The sequence below is a fragment of the Sandaracinaceae bacterium genome (assembly GCA_020633055.1).
Classification (GTDB): Bacteria; Myxococcota_A; Polyangia; order Polyangiales; family Houyiibacteriaceae; genus JADJJE01.
Map to the genome: position 1 here is coordinate 651,270 of JACKEJ010000007.1, position 19,264 is coordinate 670,533.

Consider the following 19,264-nt stretch of genomic DNA (forward strand, 5'->3'; position numbering starts at 1 on the left):
GGCTCAACCGACGCTCGCGCTCGGGCTCTCGGCGGCGGCGTTCCCGGCCTGCGTGGCCGACGTCATCGCGGTGGGTGCCGCGGCCGTCCGAGCGGCCAGCAACGGGAGCACGTACGGGAAGCCGATCTTCATCGCGTCCAGGTCGGGCGCCAGCTGCCCGATGAGCCAGAAGCTCATCACGGCCGCGCGCTCGACGTAGAACCAGTCGTCCGGGTACCGCACGGACTTCATCAGCCCGCGCAGCTCGCGCCGCGCCACCTCGGGGTCGGCCAGCGCCTCCAGCTCTTTGGTGTTGGCGCGCATCAGGGCGCCCGCGGTGATGTCCTGAATCTTGAGGAGCTTCGCGAAGTAGGTCTTCACGGTCTGCTCGAGCAGCGCGCGGTCCCCGTCGGGCGCCACGAAACCCAGCGTGTCGATGCCCGAGAGCACCAGCGCGTCGTTCTGCTCGAAGAAGCCGCGCAGCACGTCGACCATGCCGTCGATCACGGTCTGGGGCGTCTCGCTGATGGCCCCGAAGTCCAGAATGACGATCTTGGGTGTCTTTGGCGTGGGGCCGGGCTGGACCAAGAAGTTCCCGGGGTGTGGGTCCGCGTGGAAGAAGCGGTCGAGGAACAGCTGCCTATAGAAGCACTTCACCAAGCGCTCCGCGACGGCGTCCCGGTCGATACCGAGGGCGTCGTACTCCTCGAAGCGCGTGATCTTGATGCCCTCCATGAAGGTCATGGTGAGCACCTCGGCCGAGCTGGCCTCTTCGATGACCTCCGGGAAGAGGATGTCCGGCTCGCTCGCGAAGTTCTTCGCCATGCGCGTCATGCACGAGGCCTCGTGGACGTAGTTGGTCTCGCGCTCCAGCAGATCGACGAGGGCGTCGTACACGGCCGAGATGTTCTGGACAGGGACGAACATCCGATACAGACGCAGCCCGAGGCGGACCACGCGCAGGTCGACGCGCACCACGTCGCGGATGCCCGGATACAGCACCTTCACCGCGTACTTGTCGCCCCCCGCAGAGTACGCGACGTGGACCTGCCCGAGCGACGCAGCCGCGAGTGGCTCGCGCTCGATGCGCGCGAACACGGCAGAAGGTGGCTTGCCGAGGCTTTCCTCGAAGGCCCTCGCCATCACGTCCCATGGCTGCGGCGGTACCGCATCCTGCAGACTCTCGAGCTCACGTGCATAGGCGTCCGGCAGAAAGCCACCCATGACCGAGAGCACCTGACCCAGCTTGATGTAGACCCCGCGCAGGCTCAGCATGCCGGCCAGGAGGCGCCGCGCGTTGGTGTCGTCGACGCGCTTCTGGCGCCTCTCGAGCCAAGCGGGCATCGAGGACACCTCGCGACCGGTCTCTTCGTCACGCTGCCACTTCCGGAACACCTTCAGGAGGCCGAGCTGGAACAAGTAGCTCGCGAAGATGCGACCCAGGATGAACAGCGCTCTGACCAGTCGCACGAACAGGCTCATAGTGGCGGCCAAGCCTAGCAGCCCGCGCGCGTCGCCGCATGGGGCGTTGCGGCCCGCAAAGCCCACGCAGCAGCGTCGTCATCCTGATATGGTCGCAGGGCATGCGCTCGAAGAAGCCCAACATCCCCAAGCTCCGTGAACAGCTGAACGCGGCGCTCCGAGGCGACAAGTTCGACGTGGCATTGGGCCTGTACGACGAGCTCGCGGCGGCAGAGCCCAACGACCCCAGGTGGCCGCAACGGCGTGGCGATCTCCACCGCCGCATGAAGCACGACGACAAGGCCATCGAGTCGTACGAAGTGGCCGTCCAGCTCTACGCCAAGCAGGGCTTCGTGGCCCGCGCTGCGGCGATGGCCAAGCTGATCCTGCAGATCGACGACACACGACTGGACGTCCTCGCCCGCGTCGACCCAGACGAGGCCCGCCGCCTACACCGTGAACAGCGCCACGACGTCGTGACCGCCGTGGCGGACCCGAGCTCGGTGGTCCCAGGTCCGCTGCCCAGCGACCTCGAGCCCACCCCGATGGTGGTGCCTCCACCGCCCCCGTCCCCGGCCCTCGCAGCGGCTGGCGCTGCTCCCGTCGCCGCCGCACCGCGCATCGCGCCACCTGTGCCCACTGCGCCCAAGCCCGTCCCGCCTCCCACGGCTGTCCGTACTCCGGCGCCCGTAGCAGCGGCCGTCCCCGGTTCGGTCGACGCCCCCACGCCCCCTCCGCTGCCCGCCCCTCGAGGGCCGCTCCCACCGCCTCGAGCGCCTCTCCCTCCCGTGGTCGCAGCACCGCCCCCTCCCGCTCCATCACCGGCGGCCGCCGTCGTCCCCCCACCGCTGCCGGGCCCCCGTCCACCTGTGCCGCCCCCCTTGCCGTCCATGGACACGGCCGATCGCGAAGCTGCGCTCCCCCGACCGAGGCGTCGCAAGAGCATCAGCGTCTCCGCGGTGGACCTGCGTCCCGTGCTGGACGCCGAAGACGACGAGCTGCGTTTCTCCGACGTGGACGAAGACGAGGCCATCGACATCGACCTGTCCGCGATGGAGCTGGACGACTCGCAGATGATGACGCGCCCCTCCGAGGAGGTGAGCGACCACGCCGTGCTCCTGTTCGACGAGGAAGAGGACGACGACGACCGCCGGAAGTCTGCAGAGCAGCTGGCCGCGCTGCCCTCCATCTCGCTCTTCGCGGAGGTCCCGCCGGCCGCGCTCTCCAGGCTCATCAAGGACGCGGACCTGATCGAGCTCGGCCGCGGCGAGTTCCTCATCCGCGCGGGAGACCCAGCCGATTCCCTCTTCGTCATCGTCAGCGGCGACCTCGAGGTGGACTGGCCGGGGCTCAGCACGCCCATCCCGTTGACGGAGGGCAGCGTCGTGGGCGAGGCGTGCTTGCTGGACGCGGTCACGAGACGCGCGGACGTGCGCACGGTCACGCGCGTCTCGGCGCTGCGCATCCCGAAGACCGTCATCTCCGAGATCGTCGCCGAGTTCCCAGCCGTGGACGAGGTGCTGCTGGAGCTGCTCACGCGACGTTTGATCGGCAACCTGCTGCGGACCAACCCGCTCTTCGTGGGCTTCGACCCCGACACCCGCGCCGAGCTGGCGCGGCTCTTCGAGGTCCGACGGGCGACCATCGGCACGGAGATCTTCGTGCAGAGCAAGAAGACCGATGGCCTCTATGTGCCGCTGTTGGGGCGCCTCGACGTCACGCAGGACGGTCGCGTGCTGGGCCGCGTCCGCCTCGGCACCGTGATGGGGCAGAGCGCGATACTGACGCGCACTCCGGCCGAGTCCACCGTCGTCGCGGTCACGGACGCATTGGTGCTGCGCCTCCCCGCCGGGCGCTTCAACGAGCTCGCGGCGCTCTACCCCACCGCGCTGATGCACCTGTCCGAGCAGAGCGACTCGGTCGATGGCGAGCACATCTCCATCATCCCGGGGCCAGCCTGACGTGAGCGGCGGCGCCGCTGCGCCGCGCGTGTCCGTCGTGATGCCCGCGCGCAACGCCGAGGCGACCTTGGGCCTCGCGCTGGAGAGTGTCCTCGCGAGCCAGGACGTGTCGCTGGAGCTGCTGGTGGTCGACGACGGATCCCGAGACGCAACGCGCGCGCTGGCAGAGGGCGCGATGTCCCGCGACGCGCGCGTGCGCGTGGTCCGTGGCGCTGGAGCGGGCATCGCCCAAGCGCTGAACCTCGGGGTCGCCCTAGCACGCGCGGAGTTGATCGCGCGCATGGACGCGGACGACTGGTGTCACCCCGAGCGCCTGGCAGCCCAGGTAGCGCGCTTCGCGGCCGATCCGTCCGAGCGCCTGGGTGCGCTCGGAACACGGGTAGGTGTCTTCGGGGCAGCGCCCAGCGCCGGGTTCATGCGCTTCGTGGGCTGGCAGAACAGCCTGGTCACGGCGGTGGAGCACGCGCGCGACCTCTTCGTGGACGCTCCCTTGTGTCATCCCAGCGTGATGCTGAGGCGCAGCACATTGCTGGCCGTCGGGGGGTACGACGAAGGGGACGTCGCGGAGGACTACGAGCTCTTCCTGCGCATGGACCGCGCGGGTTACACACTGGAGAAGTTGCCCCGCGAGCTGCTGCGGTGGCGACGACACGAGGGGCAGACGACCTTCACGGACCCGCGCTTCTCCGTGCCGAGCATGCGCGCCCTCAAGGCGCGCTACCTGGCGCCCGCCCTGGCCGCGAGCGAGCGCGAACTGGTGGTCTGGGGCGCTGGGCGCGACGGGCGGCGCTTCGCGCGCGCGCTGCAGCCCTTCGGACTCGCCCCCCGAGCGTTCGTGGACATCGATCCGAAGAAGCTCGGGCGCATCGCCCAGGGGGCGCCCATCGTCCGCCCCGAGCAGCTGCGCCCCGAGACCGACGTCGTCGTCGCCTCGGTCGGGGTCGAGGGCGCGCGGGAGCTCATCCGCGACCACCTGCTCGGCATCGGCATGGTGGAAGGCGAAGGCTTCTTCTGCGTCGCGTGACCGCCCGTTAAAGAAAGGCGGCCCGCCGAAACGGGCCGCCTCAGTGCGGAAAGATGGGCCACCGAGGCAGCCCGGAGCGAGGAATCACTCCTTGATTTGACGGCGGATCTTGCCGAGCGCCTGCTCCTGGAGCTGGCGGATGCGCTCGCGGGACAGGTTGTACTTGTCGCCGATCTCCTTCAGCGTGAGCTCGTCCTCGTTGTCGAGGCCGAAGCGCCAGCGCAGGATGCGGGCCTCCATCGGCGTGAGCGTCTCGAGCAGACGGCGGACCTCTTCGCTCCACTTCTGGCTGACGAGCTGCTCGTACGGGGTGGGCACGTTCTCCTGCTCGAGGAAGTCGATGAACTTGCGGCCGTCCTCGTCGTTGACGGGGCGGTCCAGCGAGAACGGGGTCTCGGCCCAGTAGCCCTTGATCTTCTCGAGCTTGTCGGCCGCGATACCGGTCTCCTTCTCGAGCTCCTCGGGCGTGGGCTCCTTGCCGGTGCGCGTGGTGATGGCCTGAGTGGCACGGGCGACGCGGTTGTAGGTGTCCAGCATGTGGACGGGGATGCGGACGGCGCGGCCCTTGTCGGCCAGCGCGCGGCTGATGGCGTGACGAATCCACCACGACGCGTAGGTGCTGAAGCGGTAGCCGCGGTTGTGGTCGAAGCGCTCGACGGCCTTCATGAGGCCGATGTTGCCCTCTTGGATGAGGTCGATGAGGGGCAGGCGGCCACGGTTGTAGCGGCGCGCGATGCTCACGACGAGGCGCAGGTTGGCGGCGACGAAGCGGTTCTTGGCGCGCTGCTGCTCCTTCTGCGCCTTGCGGACGCCCTGCAGGTAGCGGCGGAACGAGACGGTGATGCGCACCTCGTCGCCCACGATGTCGCGCTCCTCGGCGAACTCACCCGCCAGGCGATGCACGGCCTTGTCGGCCTCCTGCACGAACAAGCGGTCGCTGTCGACGGCGCGCAAGCGGGTGCTGGCGGCGAGGGCCAGCGAGTCCCACTTCTCCTGCTGCTTCTTCGAGATCTTGGCGCGCTTGGCGGCGCGCACCATCTTGCGCATGGCGACAAGCTCGGTGACGGGCTCCTCGAGGTTCTGCGCCTCGATGATGGCGGCCACGGTCTCGAACGCCTGCATGTTGGCGAACAGGGCCTCCCAGTACGCGATCTCGAGCTGCTCGACGTTGCGGGCGGCCTCGATCTCCTCGTGCGGCGTGAGCACGCGGTGGCAGGCCATCTCGCGGAAGTAGCGAGACAGGGTGCTGTCGCCGGCGCCCTGACGCTCCAGCTCCTTCAGCGCCTTCTCCGCGTCGACGCGGGCCTTCTCCAGCTGCGCCTGCGAGGGCTCGGTGCGCGAGTCGTCGCGCGAGCCCATCTTGAACTCGTCACCGCCGTCCACCGCGTCGTCGTCGTCGTCGTCGTCCTGGGCGGACTTGCCGCGCGAGCGCGAGGTGGCCTCGACGAGCTTCGCCTCTGCGGTCTGTGCAGCGCGCTTGGTGGCGGTGGACTTGGTCACGGCCTTGGTCTTCGCGCCGATGGCCTTCACGGCGGTCTTGGTGGCCGCGGCCTTGACGGCGCTCTCGACCTTTTCGACCTTCTCGACCTTTTCGACCTTCTCGACCTTGGGGGAGTCTGCTGTGCGCTTACGCGCGGTCGCTGTCTTGCTCATGGTTCCTCGCTTCTCGAGCCGCCTCCGCTTTCCGCACGGTGGTGGCTCAGTGACTTTCTTTCCGCTGTCCAGTGGGCGGCTGCGCTGACCGCGTGCTCGCCGTCTGTGCGCCCGACCCTTTGCATGTGCCGTGCCGACGGCTTGACTTCGCCAACAGCGCCCGCGCAGTCCTGTTCCAACCCTTTTCGTGGGAGTTGTGAGCGAGGCTGAGGAACGGCAGCATGTCTTTCCATATGGGTCGCATTGCGCAGATGAACAGTGGGCTTGCGACAATGAACCGTTCTGCTACGGCGCTGGTCCCTTGCTGAGCGCACGCCAGGTCTTGACGCGTGCAGTGCGCACGCAGCTCCCCACGGCCCTCGGCGCGGTGGCAGCGTTCATGGTCAGCGCAGCCGCCACGGCGGGTCTCGCGGCGTTGGCTGGCCCCGCCCTCGCGACCCTCGATCACCCTTCTACCAACGTCCCGACGGCGGATGCCGTGAGCCTGCTGGGCGTACGGCTCACGCCCACGCTGGCTGTCGGGGCTGCTGCGGGACTGATGCTGATGCGGGCCTTGGGACGCTACGTCGGCGCGCTGGCAGCGGGGTTCGTTCAGCAGCGGGCTGTTCGAGAACTGCGCATCCACATCCACGATCACCTGCTGCACCTCGCGCCCTCGGCCTGGGCGAGGCTGGCTCCCGGAGAACTGGCGGGGCGACTGGGTGCGGAGGTCGCAGCCGTCCGCAGTCTGGTACATATTGTAATTTCGCACACAATCCAACACGCCTTGGTGGCGACCGCGTTGGCTACTCTCGCCATGCGGCTGGATACCCGAGTGGCCACCCTCACGCTGCTGGTGGCCGCACCTCTAGCCGGGATGACATGGTGGCTGGCCCGGGCCGCACGTCCAGCCAACCTGAGCTTGCACGTCGCGGAGGCCCGGGTGGCCGAGCTGGCCGGCGAACACGCTGGGCTGGTGCCGCTCGTGCGCGCGTACGGGGCCGAGGACTACGCCCACGCCCAGCTGATGGAGGCCGCAGCGGAGTCCGAGGCCGCAGCGATGCGGGCGTTGATCGCTCACCAGCGCGTAGGCCCGGCGCTCGAGATGGTGGCCGCCGGACTCCTGGTGTGCGCGCTGTTCGCCAAGGGGACCCTGCCGCTCGCGCTGCCGTTCACGACCGGCATCAGCCTGCTCGCGACCATGCTGCTGATGCTGCGCCCGCTCCAGGCCCTCGCCAGCAGCCTCCCCGTGCTCTACGCCGGCCTCGCCAGCCTCGAGCGACTCGAGCAGATGCTTCGGCTGCCGCGCGCCGCAGAGGCCGAAGACGGCACCCTACGGGAGGACGACGATGCGCCGCTGCTCTCCCTGCGGGCCGTCGGATTTTCCTACCCGGGAGGCTCCGACGTCCTGCGCGAGGTCACGCTCGACGTGCGGCCAGGCGAGCGCATCGCCCTGACGGGCCGCAGCGGCGAGGGCAAGACCACGTTGCTGATGATCCTCGCTGGCCTCTTGCCCCCGTCTCGCGGGACGCGCCAATCGGCAAGCTCCGACCTCCACATGGGAGGCATCACGTGGGTGCCGCAAGACGCGCTGTTCTTTGCCGACACGCTGCTGGCCAACGTCGCGTTCGGGGCACCCCAAGACGAAGCGCGCGCGCGCGAGGCGCTGGCGCGAGTCGGCCTCGCGACCCTGCTCGAGACACTCCCCGACGGCTTGCGCACGGTGCTGGCAGGCCGTGGGCGCCAGCTCTCGGGCGGCGAACGCCAGCGCGTGTCGATCGCGCGGGGCCTCTACCGAGCGCCCCGCGTGTTGCTGCTCGATGAGGTCACCTCCGCGCTCGACGCGCAGTCGGAAGCCGAAGTGCTGGCTACGCTCACCACCCTGACGCATGACGGCACCGCCCTGGTGTTCGTCAGCCATCGCCCGACCGTAGCCTCCTTCGCGACCCGCGTGCTGACGCTGGACGGGGGGCGGGTGCTGGGCGATGGTGCGCCGTGATGCGCTCTGCCCATTCGCTCGCTCGGATCGTCTCCTCCCTCTCCTTGGCCATGGTGCTGTCGTGGCAGAGCACGCCAGCCTCCGCTCGCGTGGCCCCGGCTGCGCCACCTTCGGCCATGGTTCACCTCGGGCGCCCTGCACAGCTCGTCGCGATCGACGTGCGAGCGATCGAGGCGACCCGGGGAGAACCTGGAGCGACGGTGTGGGAGCTGACGGCGAACCAACGCTCACTCGCGGCGCTTCCGTTCCGCCCCACCACCTTGTCTGCGCGAGAACTGGCGCTCGAAGGCGGCACCGTGGCGCTTGTGGAAGCCCAAGCGGGTGTCCAACGCTACGTGTTGCTCCTCGGCCGTCGCGGCGGGCGCGCCCTGGTGCTGGACGAAGGACGCGCGGACCTGCACGGGGACCCGGGGGAGCGACGCGCACACGTGTTACGGGTCCTGGATGGAACCGACGTGGCCCACGCAGCGTCCGCGCCCCCAGCAGCGTCAGGCTCCCGTGCGGTGCGGGTGCTCCGCGCGACCGTCACGGAGCGCGTCGCCGTGTGTGGCGCGACCGAGACGTGGCTGGACGTGCAGGCGCTCGATCCACGGACGCTCGCGTTCCACCCGACGCCCCAGCCGGCGCCAGCCTCCTCGCCAACCCAGACGCAGACGGCGCGCCTCGCCCCACCAGACTTCGCCGCCCCCCGCCTGGACGCGCTGCACTTCGACGTCGCCTCGTCCGGCGCCGGAGAGGGCTCGTACGAACGCGCCCCACGGCCCGTCGCGCTGACGGACCGCGACGCGAGCACCGCCTGGGTCGAAGCCGAGCCAACGCGCGGGTCCGTTGCCTTTGTGACGGGGCGCTTCGACGCGCTCGAGTGGCCCGTCCGCGTCGTGAGCTTGGTGCCGTGGATGACGAACGCCCCTCCCGACGTGCGTCCACCCGCCTATGTGGATCTGGTGACGCCCGACGCGCGCGTGCGCGTGCAGGTCCCACCCGACGTGCAGCCGGGCGCGCGCTACGTGGTGACCCTCGACCCGCCAGTGGCGTTCCGGTGCGTGAGCGTGCTGCTGCCCACCCCCGCCGATCCGAACGGGGGCCACGTGGGGCTGGCGGAGCTGTCCCTGCACTCGGACTTCGACGGGCCCGACGGGCCCACGCGCCTCTTGGCCGAGCTAGCCCGAGGCGGATCACGTGGGGTCAGCGCAGCGCGCCTGCTACGCGGGCTCGGCGAGCCCGGGGCGAACGCCATCGCGCAGGCTTGGCCGGACATGACCGCGCGCGAGCGTCGCCTGGCGGTGCGCGTCTTGAGCGACATGGCCCCCAACGAGCCCGCTGCCCGCGCCGCGCTGCTCGTCGCCGCGCGCAGCGACGACGCGGAGCTGCACGCCGCCGCCCTCGAGGCGCTGCGCAGCGCCGGGGCAGGCAACGAGCTCACGACGCTGATGAGGGACGGCGACGACGAGGCCGCCAGGGTCCTGGCCCGCGCGATCCCCGGCCGCGCGCTGCAAGTGCTACTGCCCGCCCTGGTGGCGGAGCAGGGGGTGGCGCGCGACGGGCTCCGCCAGGCCGTCGCGGACGCCCTCGTGCGCGCGCCGGACCAGGCCGTCCCCCTGGTGGCCGAATGGGCCACGGAGGCCCAGCCCGTGGAAGCGACCGCGGTGGTGGCAGAGGCGCTCGGGCCAGCGGGCGAGGACGGGGCGACGCTGGGCACTGCGCTGCTGCGAGGCGCCGCCCCACGCGCAGAGACGTTCGAAGAGGTCTGGCGCGTGGTACGCGCCGCCGCGGCCCTTCCCTCGGACTCGGAGGTGGACGCGTGGCTCCGCGTGCGCGCGGAGACCGACGAGCGCTGGATGATCCGCGCCGAGTCCGCCACGAGCTTGCGCGCCCGCCGCTCGCCGCTCGCCACCGAGGTCGTGTTGGCGCTCGCCCGAGACGAGTTCCCGCGTGCGCGCGAGCGCGCGGCCGAGCTGCTACAGCCGACCGACGCTGGCCGGGACGCGTTGCTCCAGCTAGCGCAGCGAGACGCGTGGCCGAGGGTCCGCGCGGCGGCGGTGACCGCGCTGGGCATGGACGAGGGCGCTCGTGAGCTACTCGTAGGAGCGCTGGGCGATCCCAAGGCGCGCGTGCGGCTCGCTGCCATCGAGGCCTTCAGGACGGCTGGCGATGGGCGCGCGGCCGAGGCCGTGGCGGCGCGGCTGGCGCGGGAGAACGAGCTCGCCACCGTGCAGCGCGCCGCAGCCCGCTACCTGGGCGAGGTCTGTGCGGTGGCTCACGTTCAGACGTTGCTGGACGCGGTGGCGCGTGGTCGCCGCCCGAACGCCTACGAGCCGGACGTCGAGACCGCGGTGGTGGCCGTCGCCGCCCTCGCGCGCCTCGGCGGCCCCGACGTGCTGGCCCAGCTCGCCGCGCTACGCGATGGGGGCCCGCCCGAGGCCATCCGCGCCGCCGCCGCACGGGGTCTCACGAGCCCCGGCGCCTGCCAAGACTCGGGCTCCGGCCACTGAAGAAACGGTTCTATCGCCGCGGCCACGCGTGATAGGCTCCGCCGTCGGTCTGGCAGCGGATGATCCGCAGCCCGACGCGGAGGATCCACTCGGCATGCAATCCACCCCACACGCCCCTCGCTCCCCGATGCTCACGCCGCTCGCGGCCCTCTCGTCGTCCACGGCCCGCCGGCTGGTCGGTCCCCTCGCGCTGCTGGCCCTCACGGCCTGCGGCGAGAGCGTCGAGTCCAACGTCGTCGTCGAGCGCCTCCCGGATCCCGAGCCGAACCTGCCCGAGGTGCCCGAACTGCCGCCGCCGCCCCACCCCACGCGCTACGGGGACGAGAGCTACAGCGTCTATGGCGTGCGCCACATGAGCGCCACCACGATGGATCACGACGTGGCCGTCACCGGGTACATCGTCGAGATCTACGCGCGCCCCGACTGCGACAACGAAGAGGCCTGCCCGCGCGCGGTCGCCCCGCATTTCTACATCGCCGACACCGCGAACGAGAGCGACGCCAACAAGCGCATCATGGTCGCGGGGTACGCTTCCCGTCAGGGCGAGGTGGACGACGCCGTGGCCGAGCATCGACGCAACCGTGGTGCTCAGCAGGAGACCACGCCGGGCGGCCCGCCGCCCATCCCCACCGACCTGGCCGTTGGCAACAAGGTCACGGTGCGTGGGCGCTTCCAGCGCTACTCCGGCGTGGGCTTCTCGGCCAGCAATGGTCTCATCGAGTTCCAGGGTCACACGACCCTCGAAGCGGCCTCGGACTCTTGAGCGTCGCCGCCTGGCTGCAGCACGCGGGTGCTCAGAACGATGTGGTCGAGTGGGCGCGCCCATTCGGTGCCGACTGGAAGGCCGCCATGGGCGCATGCCCGCGGGCGGACTGGTTGCTGAGCATCGCCGCGCGCATGCACCTGCCGCGCGAGGCGCTGGCGCGCGCCGCCATGGCCTGCGTGCGGGTGGCCCATGCGGGGCGCGACATGCCCGACGTGGCGCTTTCGGCGTTGGAGTCGGTCCACACGTGGGCCATCCACTGGGAGCCGTTTGCAAACTGCGCACGACACGCGGCGCTGTGCGAGGAGGCCGCGAAGCACGCGCAGACCCCCGCCGAAGCCGCGTTGCTGAACGCCGTCGCCGCCGTCGCGCGCGTGCCGGACGACCCCTACGCCGCCGCGGCTGCCGCTTCGTACGCCGTGGAGCTCAGCTTGGCCCAGGCCGACGACGACGAGCTCATGTCCGTCATGCTCAGCGCGCAGAACTCGTGCGTGGAGGCCGCCCGGGTCCACCTCCCCCTGGGCCTCTTCGAGGCTGCGCGCGGCGCCTGAGCCACGTCGCGCGGCGGCTCCGACGTGCGACAGGTGACAAGCGGGCAGGCTTTGCGATACTGCCCGGCCATGTCCCCCACCGTCAGCCTCACCCTCGACCGCTTCCGCGCGCTCGCCCAAGAGCCCAACGTCACGGTCGTCCCCGTCTTCTGCGAGGTCCTCGCGGACGTGGTGACCCCCGTGGTCGCGCGCGCGACGCTCGCGGATCAGGCAGGCGGCTTCCTGCTCGAGAGCGTCGTCGGCGGCGAGAAATGGGCGCGCTACAGCTTCGTGGGCTGTGACCCGCAGCGCATCGTGCGCGGCGTGGCCGATCGCTTCGAGACCGTCGTGGGCAGCACGGTCACGCGCGAAGACGGTGTGGACCCCCTCGAGCGCCTGCGCGAGACGCTCGCCGAGTTCGTGCCCCCCGCCGAGGTCGAGGGGCTCCCACGCTTCTGGGGTGGCGCCGTAGGGTACGTCACGTACGACGCCGTCCGGCGCTTCGAGCCCAAGGTGGGCGCGGCGCTCGGCGCGGAGGACGACTGGGAGTTCTGCTTCGGCATCGGCGGCACGCTGCTGGTGTTCGACAACGTGAAGCAGCTCATCAAGGTGGTGGTGCCCGCGCACGTGCCCGCGGGCGCCGACGTGGACGCCACGTACCACGCGGCGGTGGCGCGGCTCGCGCTGGTGGTGGAGCGCCTTGGCACGCCGCAGCACCCACGCCCGCTGTCGCTGCCCGAGCGCCCGAGCGTGGAGCTCCCCGCCAGCAACTTCGAGCGGCCGCGCTTCGAGGACGCCGTGCGCCGCGCTCAGGAGTACATCCGCGCCGGAGACATCTTCCAGGTGGTGCTCTCGCAGCGCTTCCGCGTCCCCGTGGCGCCGGACTTCGACGTCTACGACGTGTACCGCGCCATGCGCGCCATCAACCCCTCGCCGTACATGTACTTCCTGCGCTTCGACGACGTGCAGATCGCGGGCGCCAGCCCGGAGACGCTGGTGCGCCTGGAGGACGGCGTGGTGAGCGTCCGCCCCATCGCCGGCACGCGTCATCGGGGCGCCACGCCGGAAGAGGACGAGGCCATCGCCGAGGAGCTGCTGGCCGACCCCAAGGAGCGCGCCGAGCACGTCATGCTGGTCGACCTGGGGCGCAACGACGTGGGCCGCATCAGCGGCCCGGGCCAGGTGCGCGTCACCGACAAGATGCTGATCGAGCGCTACTCCCACGTGATGCACATCGTCTCGAACGTGGAGGGCAAGCTGGCCTCCGGCTGCGACGCGCTCGACGTGCTGCGCGCCACCTTCCCGGCTGGCACCCTCAGCGGCGCCCCCAAGGTGCGCGCCATGCAGATCATCGAGGAGCTCGAGCCCGAGCGGCGCGGCGTGTACGGCGGCGCGGTCGGCTACATCGGCTTCGACGGCAACATGGACGTCGCGATCGCGATTCGCACCGTCGTCAAGAAGGGCAGCGAGCTGCTCCTGCAGGCCGGCGCAGGCGTCGTCGAAGCCTCCGTTCCGGCCTCGGAATGGCAGGAAACCGTGAACAAAGCGCGGGCCGGGCTGGTCGCGCTGTCCGTCGGCGTTCCGCCTGAAAAAAAGGCGTGACGAAAAGTGCTCGGAAACCTTTGACAGCTCCACATCAGAGCGCTAGAAGGTGCCTCCGTTGACGGGGTCGAGGCCCCCGAGACACCCCACCAGCGGTGGTAGTTAAGTTGGTTATAACGCCGGCCTGTCACGCCGGAGGCCGCGGGTTCGAGTCCCGTCCGCCGCGCTGGAAAGACCCCCTCTTCGGAGGGGGTTTTTGTTTTCCGTCCCCCCGGTGTCATCCGTCGTGTCATCCGTCCGGCACCTGCTGCGATGGCCTTCCAGGCTCCTCAATCCAAATCGAGCTCCCCCGCCCTCATCGGACGGTCCAGGACCAGGATTCGTAGTTGCGCGCGCCCTCCTTCCGCGGTTCGTGCAAAGAAACGACGGCCAGCGAGCGACTGCTCGACGCATGATCGCCACTCAGGAGCCAAATCGCGCCAGTGGAGGGTGAGGTGACCGCTCGGTGCGATGGTCGCCTCGATTCGATAGTTGCCCGGCGAAGTCGCCCCTCCGAAACAGGGACGAATCGTGGCAACGAGACGTCGGCTATGCCTCGGTTCACGTGGACGCAGCGCCCGAGGCGCGACTTGGGTGACCCACGCATGAACTTGCTGCGCCGGATCGTCCGTGGAGCTCGCTTGCGCGGGGCACGCGGCGAAGCAGAGCGCGAAGCAGAGGATGACATTCCGGTAGTCCACGTTCACATGATGACACCATAGGCTCCCCGAACAGGCGCACGGTTTACGAAACCGTCATCCTGCTGGAGCGGACACGCATTCCCTGTGAGGCAGTGAGCGCCTGCACCACCCTCAGGGCACGCGTCTTTGTTTTCTATCAGCAGCGTTCGAAGCGGCGCAACGAGACTACCGACGGGGACGCTTGAAGCACCAGAGCCCGTGCGTCCGAGGGCTTGCGACCGCGCCGACCATCTCCCAACCAGACGCCCCCGCTTGGTTGGCTCGCTCCATGATGGTGGGAGCGTTGAAGCCTTCGGTGCAGTGGTACTCCCAGCGCTGCGTCGCCTGAGCGTCCGCCGTTGGGGGACGTCCGCCGGTGAAGAGAGACCCGGCGATGAACGCGCCAGAGATGGAGAGGCCGAGGAGGAAGTTTCGCATCGCCGAAGGGTATCCCTCGCGCGCGATGCTCGAAACCTACAGCTGCGCCCTGACGAAGTTGACGACCGCCATCGCATCGTTCAGCCCGAGCGTCGTGGGCAGCCGACGCTCGCTGCCGTCTGCAAGGTCGAGGTCCACGAAGTAGGGCTGCGGCATCATGAAGCCACGGTAGTGAGACGGGTGGAGGAACGACGGCTCCCGCATGCGAATGTGGACGTCGCGGACGTCCGCGCGCTGCACCCGGACGCGGTTGAACGGCCACATGGGGCGCCGCTCGAACACCAGCTCTGCGCCATCTACGAAAACGCGACCACGGTTGATGACAGCCCGCACGGCCGCCCAGATCAGCGCATACCCCACCAATGTGATCCCAACTGCCACGGGCAGTCCGCGGGCGGGCAGCTCGCCCTCGACGAAGAACATCGTCGTCGGCACGGCGATCACCACACCCCACGACCCGAACCCGAGCGCGGGGACCCACGGCGCGCGCGGCTTGAGCACCAGCTCGTTGCGCCCGGCCACCCCCGGTGCGTCTCGCACCACGAAGTCACGCGCCACCGTGTCCGAGTACTCGCTCATCCGCGCACTCTACCCGAACCGCACACCACCAAGCCGCCCCACCCGACCTCCGCCGCCACCGCCGACTTCACCCGCGCCGACCACCACCATCCGAACCGTCCGACCCGACCGACCACCGTCGAGCCCACCCGAGCCCACCTCCATCCGACCACCCGGCCCCACCGACCACAGCCGAGCCCACCCGAGCCCTCCCAGCGCCCAGCGGGACCACCACCGCCCACCCCACGCGGACCCCGGGCCTCCACCGACCACGTAGCCGGAGGGCGAGGCGCACCCGTGGCGAAGGGCGTTGGGGGGGCCCTATTGCAAGCGCCTTGGCGCGCCGCAATGGGGGAGGCACCACAGGGCGCGCCAGCGCGCCCGGGCCCGTGCCACGGGTGCGCCTCGCCCTCCCGCCACCAGGCCACCAGTTGCAACGGAGCACCGAGGACCCAGGCAGGCAAGGTGGACCCGCCCCCCAAGCGCTGCTACATGCGCCCCAGTTCGCCAACCTCGCGAGCCCTTCGCGAAGCTCACCGTTGGTGGAGGAGACGCCGCATGTCCGAGCTGCAGCAGATGGATTCCGAGATCGCCGCCCTCATCACCAAGGAGGAGGCGCGCCAGCACCGCACCATGCGGCTCATCCCGTCCGAGAACTACGCCTGGCCGGCCGTCATGGAGGCCTGCGGCAGCGTCCTCAACAACAAGTACTCCGAGGGCTACACGGGCAAGCGCTACTACGAGGGCCAGGAGTTCATCGACGGCGTCGAGTCCCTCGCGGTCGAGCGCGTGAAGGCCCTGTTCGGCGTGGACCACGCCAACGTTCAGCCCTACTCCGGCTCACCGGCCAACCTGGCGGTCTACTTCGCGTTCTGCCAGCCCGGCGACACGGTGATGGGCATGGGCCTCCCCAGCGGCGGCCACCTGACGCACGGCTGGAAGGTCAGCATCAGCGGCAGCTACTTCAACGCCGTGCAGTACGGCGTGCGCGAGTCCGACCACCGCATCGACTTCGACCAGGTGGCCTCCCTCGCCCGTGAGCACAAGCCCAAGCTGCTGTTCTGCGGCGCCACGGCCTACCCCCGCCAGATCGACTTCGCGCGCTTCGCCGAGATCGCGCGCGAGGTGGGCGCCATCCTGGTGGCCGACATCGCGCACATCAGCGGCCTCATCGCCGGCGGCGCGCACCCGAGCCCGGTCGGCCTGGCCGAGGTCATCAGCTCCACCACGCACAAGACCCTGCGCGGCCCCCGCGGCGGCATGATCATGTGCGACGCCAAGCACGCCAAGGCCATCGACAAGTCGGTCTTCCCCGGCCTGCAGGGCGGGCCCCACAACGGCACCACCGCCGGCATCGCCGTCGCCGCCAAGCTGGCCGGCACCCCCGAGTTCAAGCAGTACGCCGCGAACGTGGTGACCAACGCGCAGGCCCTGGCGGCTCGCCTCGAGGAGCGCGGCTTTGCGCTCATCACCGGCGGCACCGAGAACCACCTGGTGCTCATGGACCTCACGCCCAAGGGCGTCCCGGGCAAGGTCGCGGCGCAGGCCCTCGACCGCGCCGGCATCGTCACCAACTACAACTCCATCCCCTTCGACCCGCGCAAGCCCTTCGACCCGAGCGGCGTGCGCATTGGCACGCCCGCCATCACGGCGCGTGGCATGGGCGTGGCCGAGATGCAGCAGCTCGGCGACTGGATGGCGGACGTGGTGGACAACGTCACGGACGACGCCAAGATCGCGGCCATCGCGGCCGACGTGAAGGCGTTGTGTGACAAGTTCCCCGCGCCCGGCGTGCCCGTCTCCTGATCATGACGGCTCGGCCGACGAGGTGCGCGTGAGCGATACGCCCGAGGCGAGCCGCAGGCCAGGCCGGCCGCGCCTCGCCGACGACGACGCGTTCGACCGGGACCGCGCGCTGAGGGTGGCCCTCGGCGTCTTTGCCCGTGACGGCTTCGAAGGCGCGAGCGTACGTCAGATCAGCCGTGAGGTCGGCGTGAGCAACACCCTGCTGCATCACTACTTCGGCTCCAAGCAGCAGCTCTGGGAGGCCTGCATCGACCACAGCTTCGGCGCAGTCAGCAAGCAGATCCTGCCCCGCCTCGACAAGCTCCTGGGCCCAGGCGACCCGGTCGCGAAGGTGCACGACATGGTCAAGAGCTACGTGATGCTCTCGGCGCAGTTCCCAGAGGGGTTCCAGATCATCACGCAGGAGGGGGCCCGCGGGGGCGAGCGCCTGGACTACATCGTCGACCGACACATCAAGGGCTTCCTGGACGTCGCCCGCGTGCTGATCGACGCCGCCGCCAAGCAAGGACTCGTCCGCGACGTCCCGTGGGCCTCCCTGTTCTTCTTGGTCTTCAATGGAGGCACCGCGCTCTACGCACTGAAGGAGCTGGCCGCCAAGGTCGCTGCCCCCGGCGCGCTCGACGACGTCACGTTCCTCGAGCTGCACGCCAGCGCGACCGCGGACATGATCGTCGCTGCGCTGCAGCCCAGCGAGCCCACGCCGGACCCCTCCAAAAGTTGACCGGACGGGCCGGGAGCTGCGATGCCTCGGCCGTGATCTCTCCTTCGCGATGGTGGACCCACGCGCGCGCCGTGGCGGGCATCGGACTGCTCGGCGGCTCCGCGCTGCTGACCCTCCCCTCGATGATCCCGGCGCGCGCCTCGGCCACGGACCAACGCCCTGCGCCCTCCGTACGGGTGGGCGGCCTGACGATGGTGGTGGAGGACGCCGCGAGCCAGGCGCGCCGCATCGCCGACGAATGGGCGCAGAAGCCCCTGCGCCTGCAGCTCACCGAAGAGACGCTCGTGCGTACCCGCTCAGACCTGGGCGGCAGCGTCGACGTGGAGCACCTGACGCGCCTGCTGCGTGACGCCAACAACCCGACCAGCGCGCTGCGGCGCCGCGCCGCCGAGGCCGACGAGCTGAACCTGGCGCTGCCCGTGCGCTTCGATGCCGAGCCCGCCCGCGCGCTGCTGCTCGAGCTCAAGCGGCTGCACGACCACGCGCCTGCCGATGCGCGCTTCGACCCCGACACCCGCGAGGTGATCGCCGAGCGCTCCGGCCTGTCGCTGGACGTGTGGACGACGCTGGACGACCTCGACGACGCGCTCCACCACGGGTCCGATGAAGTCGCCGTGCGCGTGGTGCGCACGAACGCGCGCCGCACCGCCAGCGAGCTGCGTGACGTGCGCGTCGACGCCCGGCTCGGGGAGTTCGAGACGCGCTACAGCCTCAACGAGAGCGCCGCCGACCGCACGCACAACCTGCGCGTTGCGGCGCGCAAGATCGACGGGATCGTGCTCCTCCCGGGCGAGGTCTTCGACTTCAACGACGTCGTCGGCGAACGCAACGAGGCCAGCGGCTTCCGTCCCGCGCCCGTCATCGCGGGCGGCGAGCTGGTGGATGGCCTCGGTGGTGGCGCCTGCCAGATCGCGGGCACCATCCATGCCGCGGCGTTCTTCGCGGGCATGACCATCCTCGAGCGCCACCCGCACAGCCGGCCCAGCTTCTACATCAAGCTCGGACTCGACGCAGCGGTGAGCTACCCCAGCATCAACCTGGTGTTCCGCAACGACCTCCCCTTCCCCGTCGTCGTACGCATCCGCCTCGAGGGCGGCATCGCGCGTTCCGAGGTGTTGGGCCTCGAGCAGCGCCACATGGTCACGTTCGTGCGCCGCATCGACTCGGTGCAGCCGTACACGGAGAGCGAGACGCAGGACAGCAGCCTCCCGTCCGGCGTGCGCGCCCTCGGGCAGCGCGGGGTCGCGGGCTTCCGTGTCCAGCGCTGGCGCATCGTGCGCGACCTCACCACCAACCAGGCGCGTCGCGAAGCGTCCGTGGACGTGTACCCGCCCACGACCCAGATCTGGCGCGTGGGCACGGGCGGTCCGCCCCCGGAGGGCTACGTCCCCGAGGGCGACGGGCACCCGGAGTACACGGCCGACGAGTACACGACGATGACCCAGGGGCCTGGTATCCGCGGCACCGACACCACGCGCCAGCCCGGCTTCTCGGGGCTGCCCGGCTGGACGGCCCGCATGGGCATGCCCCAGCCCCCCGCCGTCGAGCCGACCGAAGAAGGCGGCAACTGACCCTGAATCGGGACAACCCCGACACGCCCCCGCCACCGAACGGACTCGGAGCGTAAGGGGACAATGCT

General features: G+C 70.3%; 14 protein-coding genes and 1 tRNA gene. 11 read left to right on the top strand and 4 right to left on the bottom strand.

Features of this window, described 5'->3' with window-relative positions; translation table 11 throughout:
* Window positions 1–3: 3 nt before the first annotated feature.
* Entirely contained in the window at window positions 4–1,461 is a 1,458-nt protein-coding gene (locus H6726_16185; GenBank protein ID MCB9659193.1) for an AarF/ABC1/UbiB kinase family protein, read from the bottom strand.
* Window positions 1,462–1,562: 101 nt separating this feature from the next.
* Here H6726_16185 and H6726_16190 point away from each other — a divergent pair, with 101 nt between their 5' ends.
* Window positions 1,563–3,401 carry a cyclic nucleotide-binding domain-containing protein gene (locus H6726_16190; GenBank protein MCB9659194.1) on the top strand — a complete coding sequence of 613 codons (1,839 nt, stop codon included), beginning with the start codon at window positions 1,563–1,565 and terminating at the stop codon, window positions 3,399–3,401.
* Window positions 3,364–4,425 (top strand): glycosyltransferase, encoded by a 1,062-nt coding sequence (locus H6726_16195; GenBank protein ID MCB9659195.1) that lies wholly within the window; start codon window positions 3,364–3,366, stop codon window positions 4,423–4,425. The genes H6726_16190 and H6726_16195 overlap by 38 nt, the downstream gene beginning before the upstream one ends.
* Before the next feature lie 84 nt (window positions 4,426–4,509).
* Here the strand turns inward: H6726_16195 and H6726_16200 are convergent, their stop codons facing one another.
* Entirely contained in the window at window positions 4,510–6,078 is a 1,569-nt protein-coding gene (locus tag H6726_16200; GenBank protein ID MCB9659196.1) for a sigma-70 family RNA polymerase sigma factor, read from the bottom strand.
* A gap of 301 nt (window positions 6,079–6,379) precedes the next feature.
* Here H6726_16200 and H6726_16205 point away from each other — a divergent pair, with 301 nt between their 5' ends.
* From H6726_16205 to H6726_16230, 6 genes are all read left to right on the top strand, one after another.
* Entirely contained in the window at window positions 6,380–8,056 is a 1,677-nt protein-coding gene (locus H6726_16205) for an ABC transporter ATP-binding protein (protein MCB9659197.1), read from the top strand.
* Window positions 8,056–10,548, top strand: a complete 2,493-nt coding sequence (locus H6726_16210) for a HEAT repeat domain-containing protein (protein MCB9659198.1) — start codon at window positions 8,056–8,058, stop codon at window positions 10,546–10,548. The genes H6726_16205 and H6726_16210 overlap by 1 nt, the downstream gene beginning before the upstream one ends.
* Window positions 10,549–10,642: 94 nt before the next feature.
* Window positions 10,643–11,311, top strand: a complete 669-nt coding sequence (locus H6726_16215; protein MCB9659199.1) for a hypothetical protein — start codon at window positions 10,643–10,645, stop codon at window positions 11,309–11,311.
* The gene (locus H6726_16220; protein ID MCB9659200.1) at window positions 11,308–11,862 is read left to right on the top strand and encodes a hypothetical protein; all 555 of its coding nucleotides are present in this window, start codon (window positions 11,308–11,310) and stop codon (window positions 11,860–11,862) included. The genes H6726_16215 and H6726_16220 overlap by 4 nt, the downstream gene beginning before the upstream one ends.
* Before the next feature lie 69 nt (window positions 11,863–11,931).
* Window positions 11,932–13,443, top strand: coding sequence for a chorismate-binding protein (locus H6726_16225; protein ID MCB9659201.1), 1,512 nt, complete (start codon window positions 11,932–11,934; stop codon window positions 13,441–13,443).
* 92 nt (window positions 13,444–13,535) lie between these two features.
* Window positions 13,536–13,609 (top strand) — tRNA-Asp (locus tag H6726_16230).
* Between the two features lie 679 nt (window positions 13,610–14,288).
* Here H6726_16230 and H6726_16235 read toward each other — a convergent pair.
* Together H6726_16235 and H6726_16240 are read right to left on the bottom strand one after the other, a co-directional pair.
* On the bottom strand, window positions 14,289–14,540 hold the full coding sequence (locus H6726_16235; protein MCB9659202.1) for a hypothetical protein: 252 nt from the start codon (window positions 14,538–14,540) through the stop codon (window positions 14,289–14,291).
* A 36-nt stretch (window positions 14,541–14,576) separates the two neighbouring features.
* The gene (locus H6726_16240; protein MCB9659203.1) at window positions 14,577–15,119 is read right to left on the bottom strand and encodes a hypothetical protein; all 543 of its coding nucleotides are present in this window, start codon (window positions 15,117–15,119) and stop codon (window positions 14,577–14,579) included.
* 537 nt (window positions 15,120–15,656) lie between these two features.
* Here H6726_16240 and H6726_16245 point away from each other — a divergent pair.
* Genes H6726_16245 through H6726_16255 form a run of 3 tightly spaced genes read left to right on the top strand, consistent with a single transcriptional unit; the run spans window position 15,657 to window position 19,196 of the window.
* Window positions 15,657–16,904 carry a serine hydroxymethyltransferase gene (locus H6726_16245; GenBank protein MCB9659204.1) on the top strand — a complete coding sequence of 416 codons (1,248 nt, stop codon included), beginning with the start codon at window positions 15,657–15,659 and terminating at the stop codon, window positions 16,902–16,904.
* A gap of 28 nt (window positions 16,905–16,932) precedes the next feature.
* On the top strand, window positions 16,933–17,625 hold the full coding sequence (locus H6726_16250) for a TetR family transcriptional regulator (GenBank protein ID MCB9659205.1): 693 nt from the start codon (window positions 16,933–16,935) through the stop codon (window positions 17,623–17,625).
* Window positions 17,626–17,657: 32 nt separating this feature from the next.
* On the top strand, window positions 17,658–19,196 hold the full coding sequence (locus H6726_16255; GenBank protein ID MCB9659206.1) for a VanW family protein: 1,539 nt from the start codon (window positions 17,658–17,660) through the stop codon (window positions 19,194–19,196).
* Window positions 19,197–19,264: the final 68 nt, after the last annotated feature.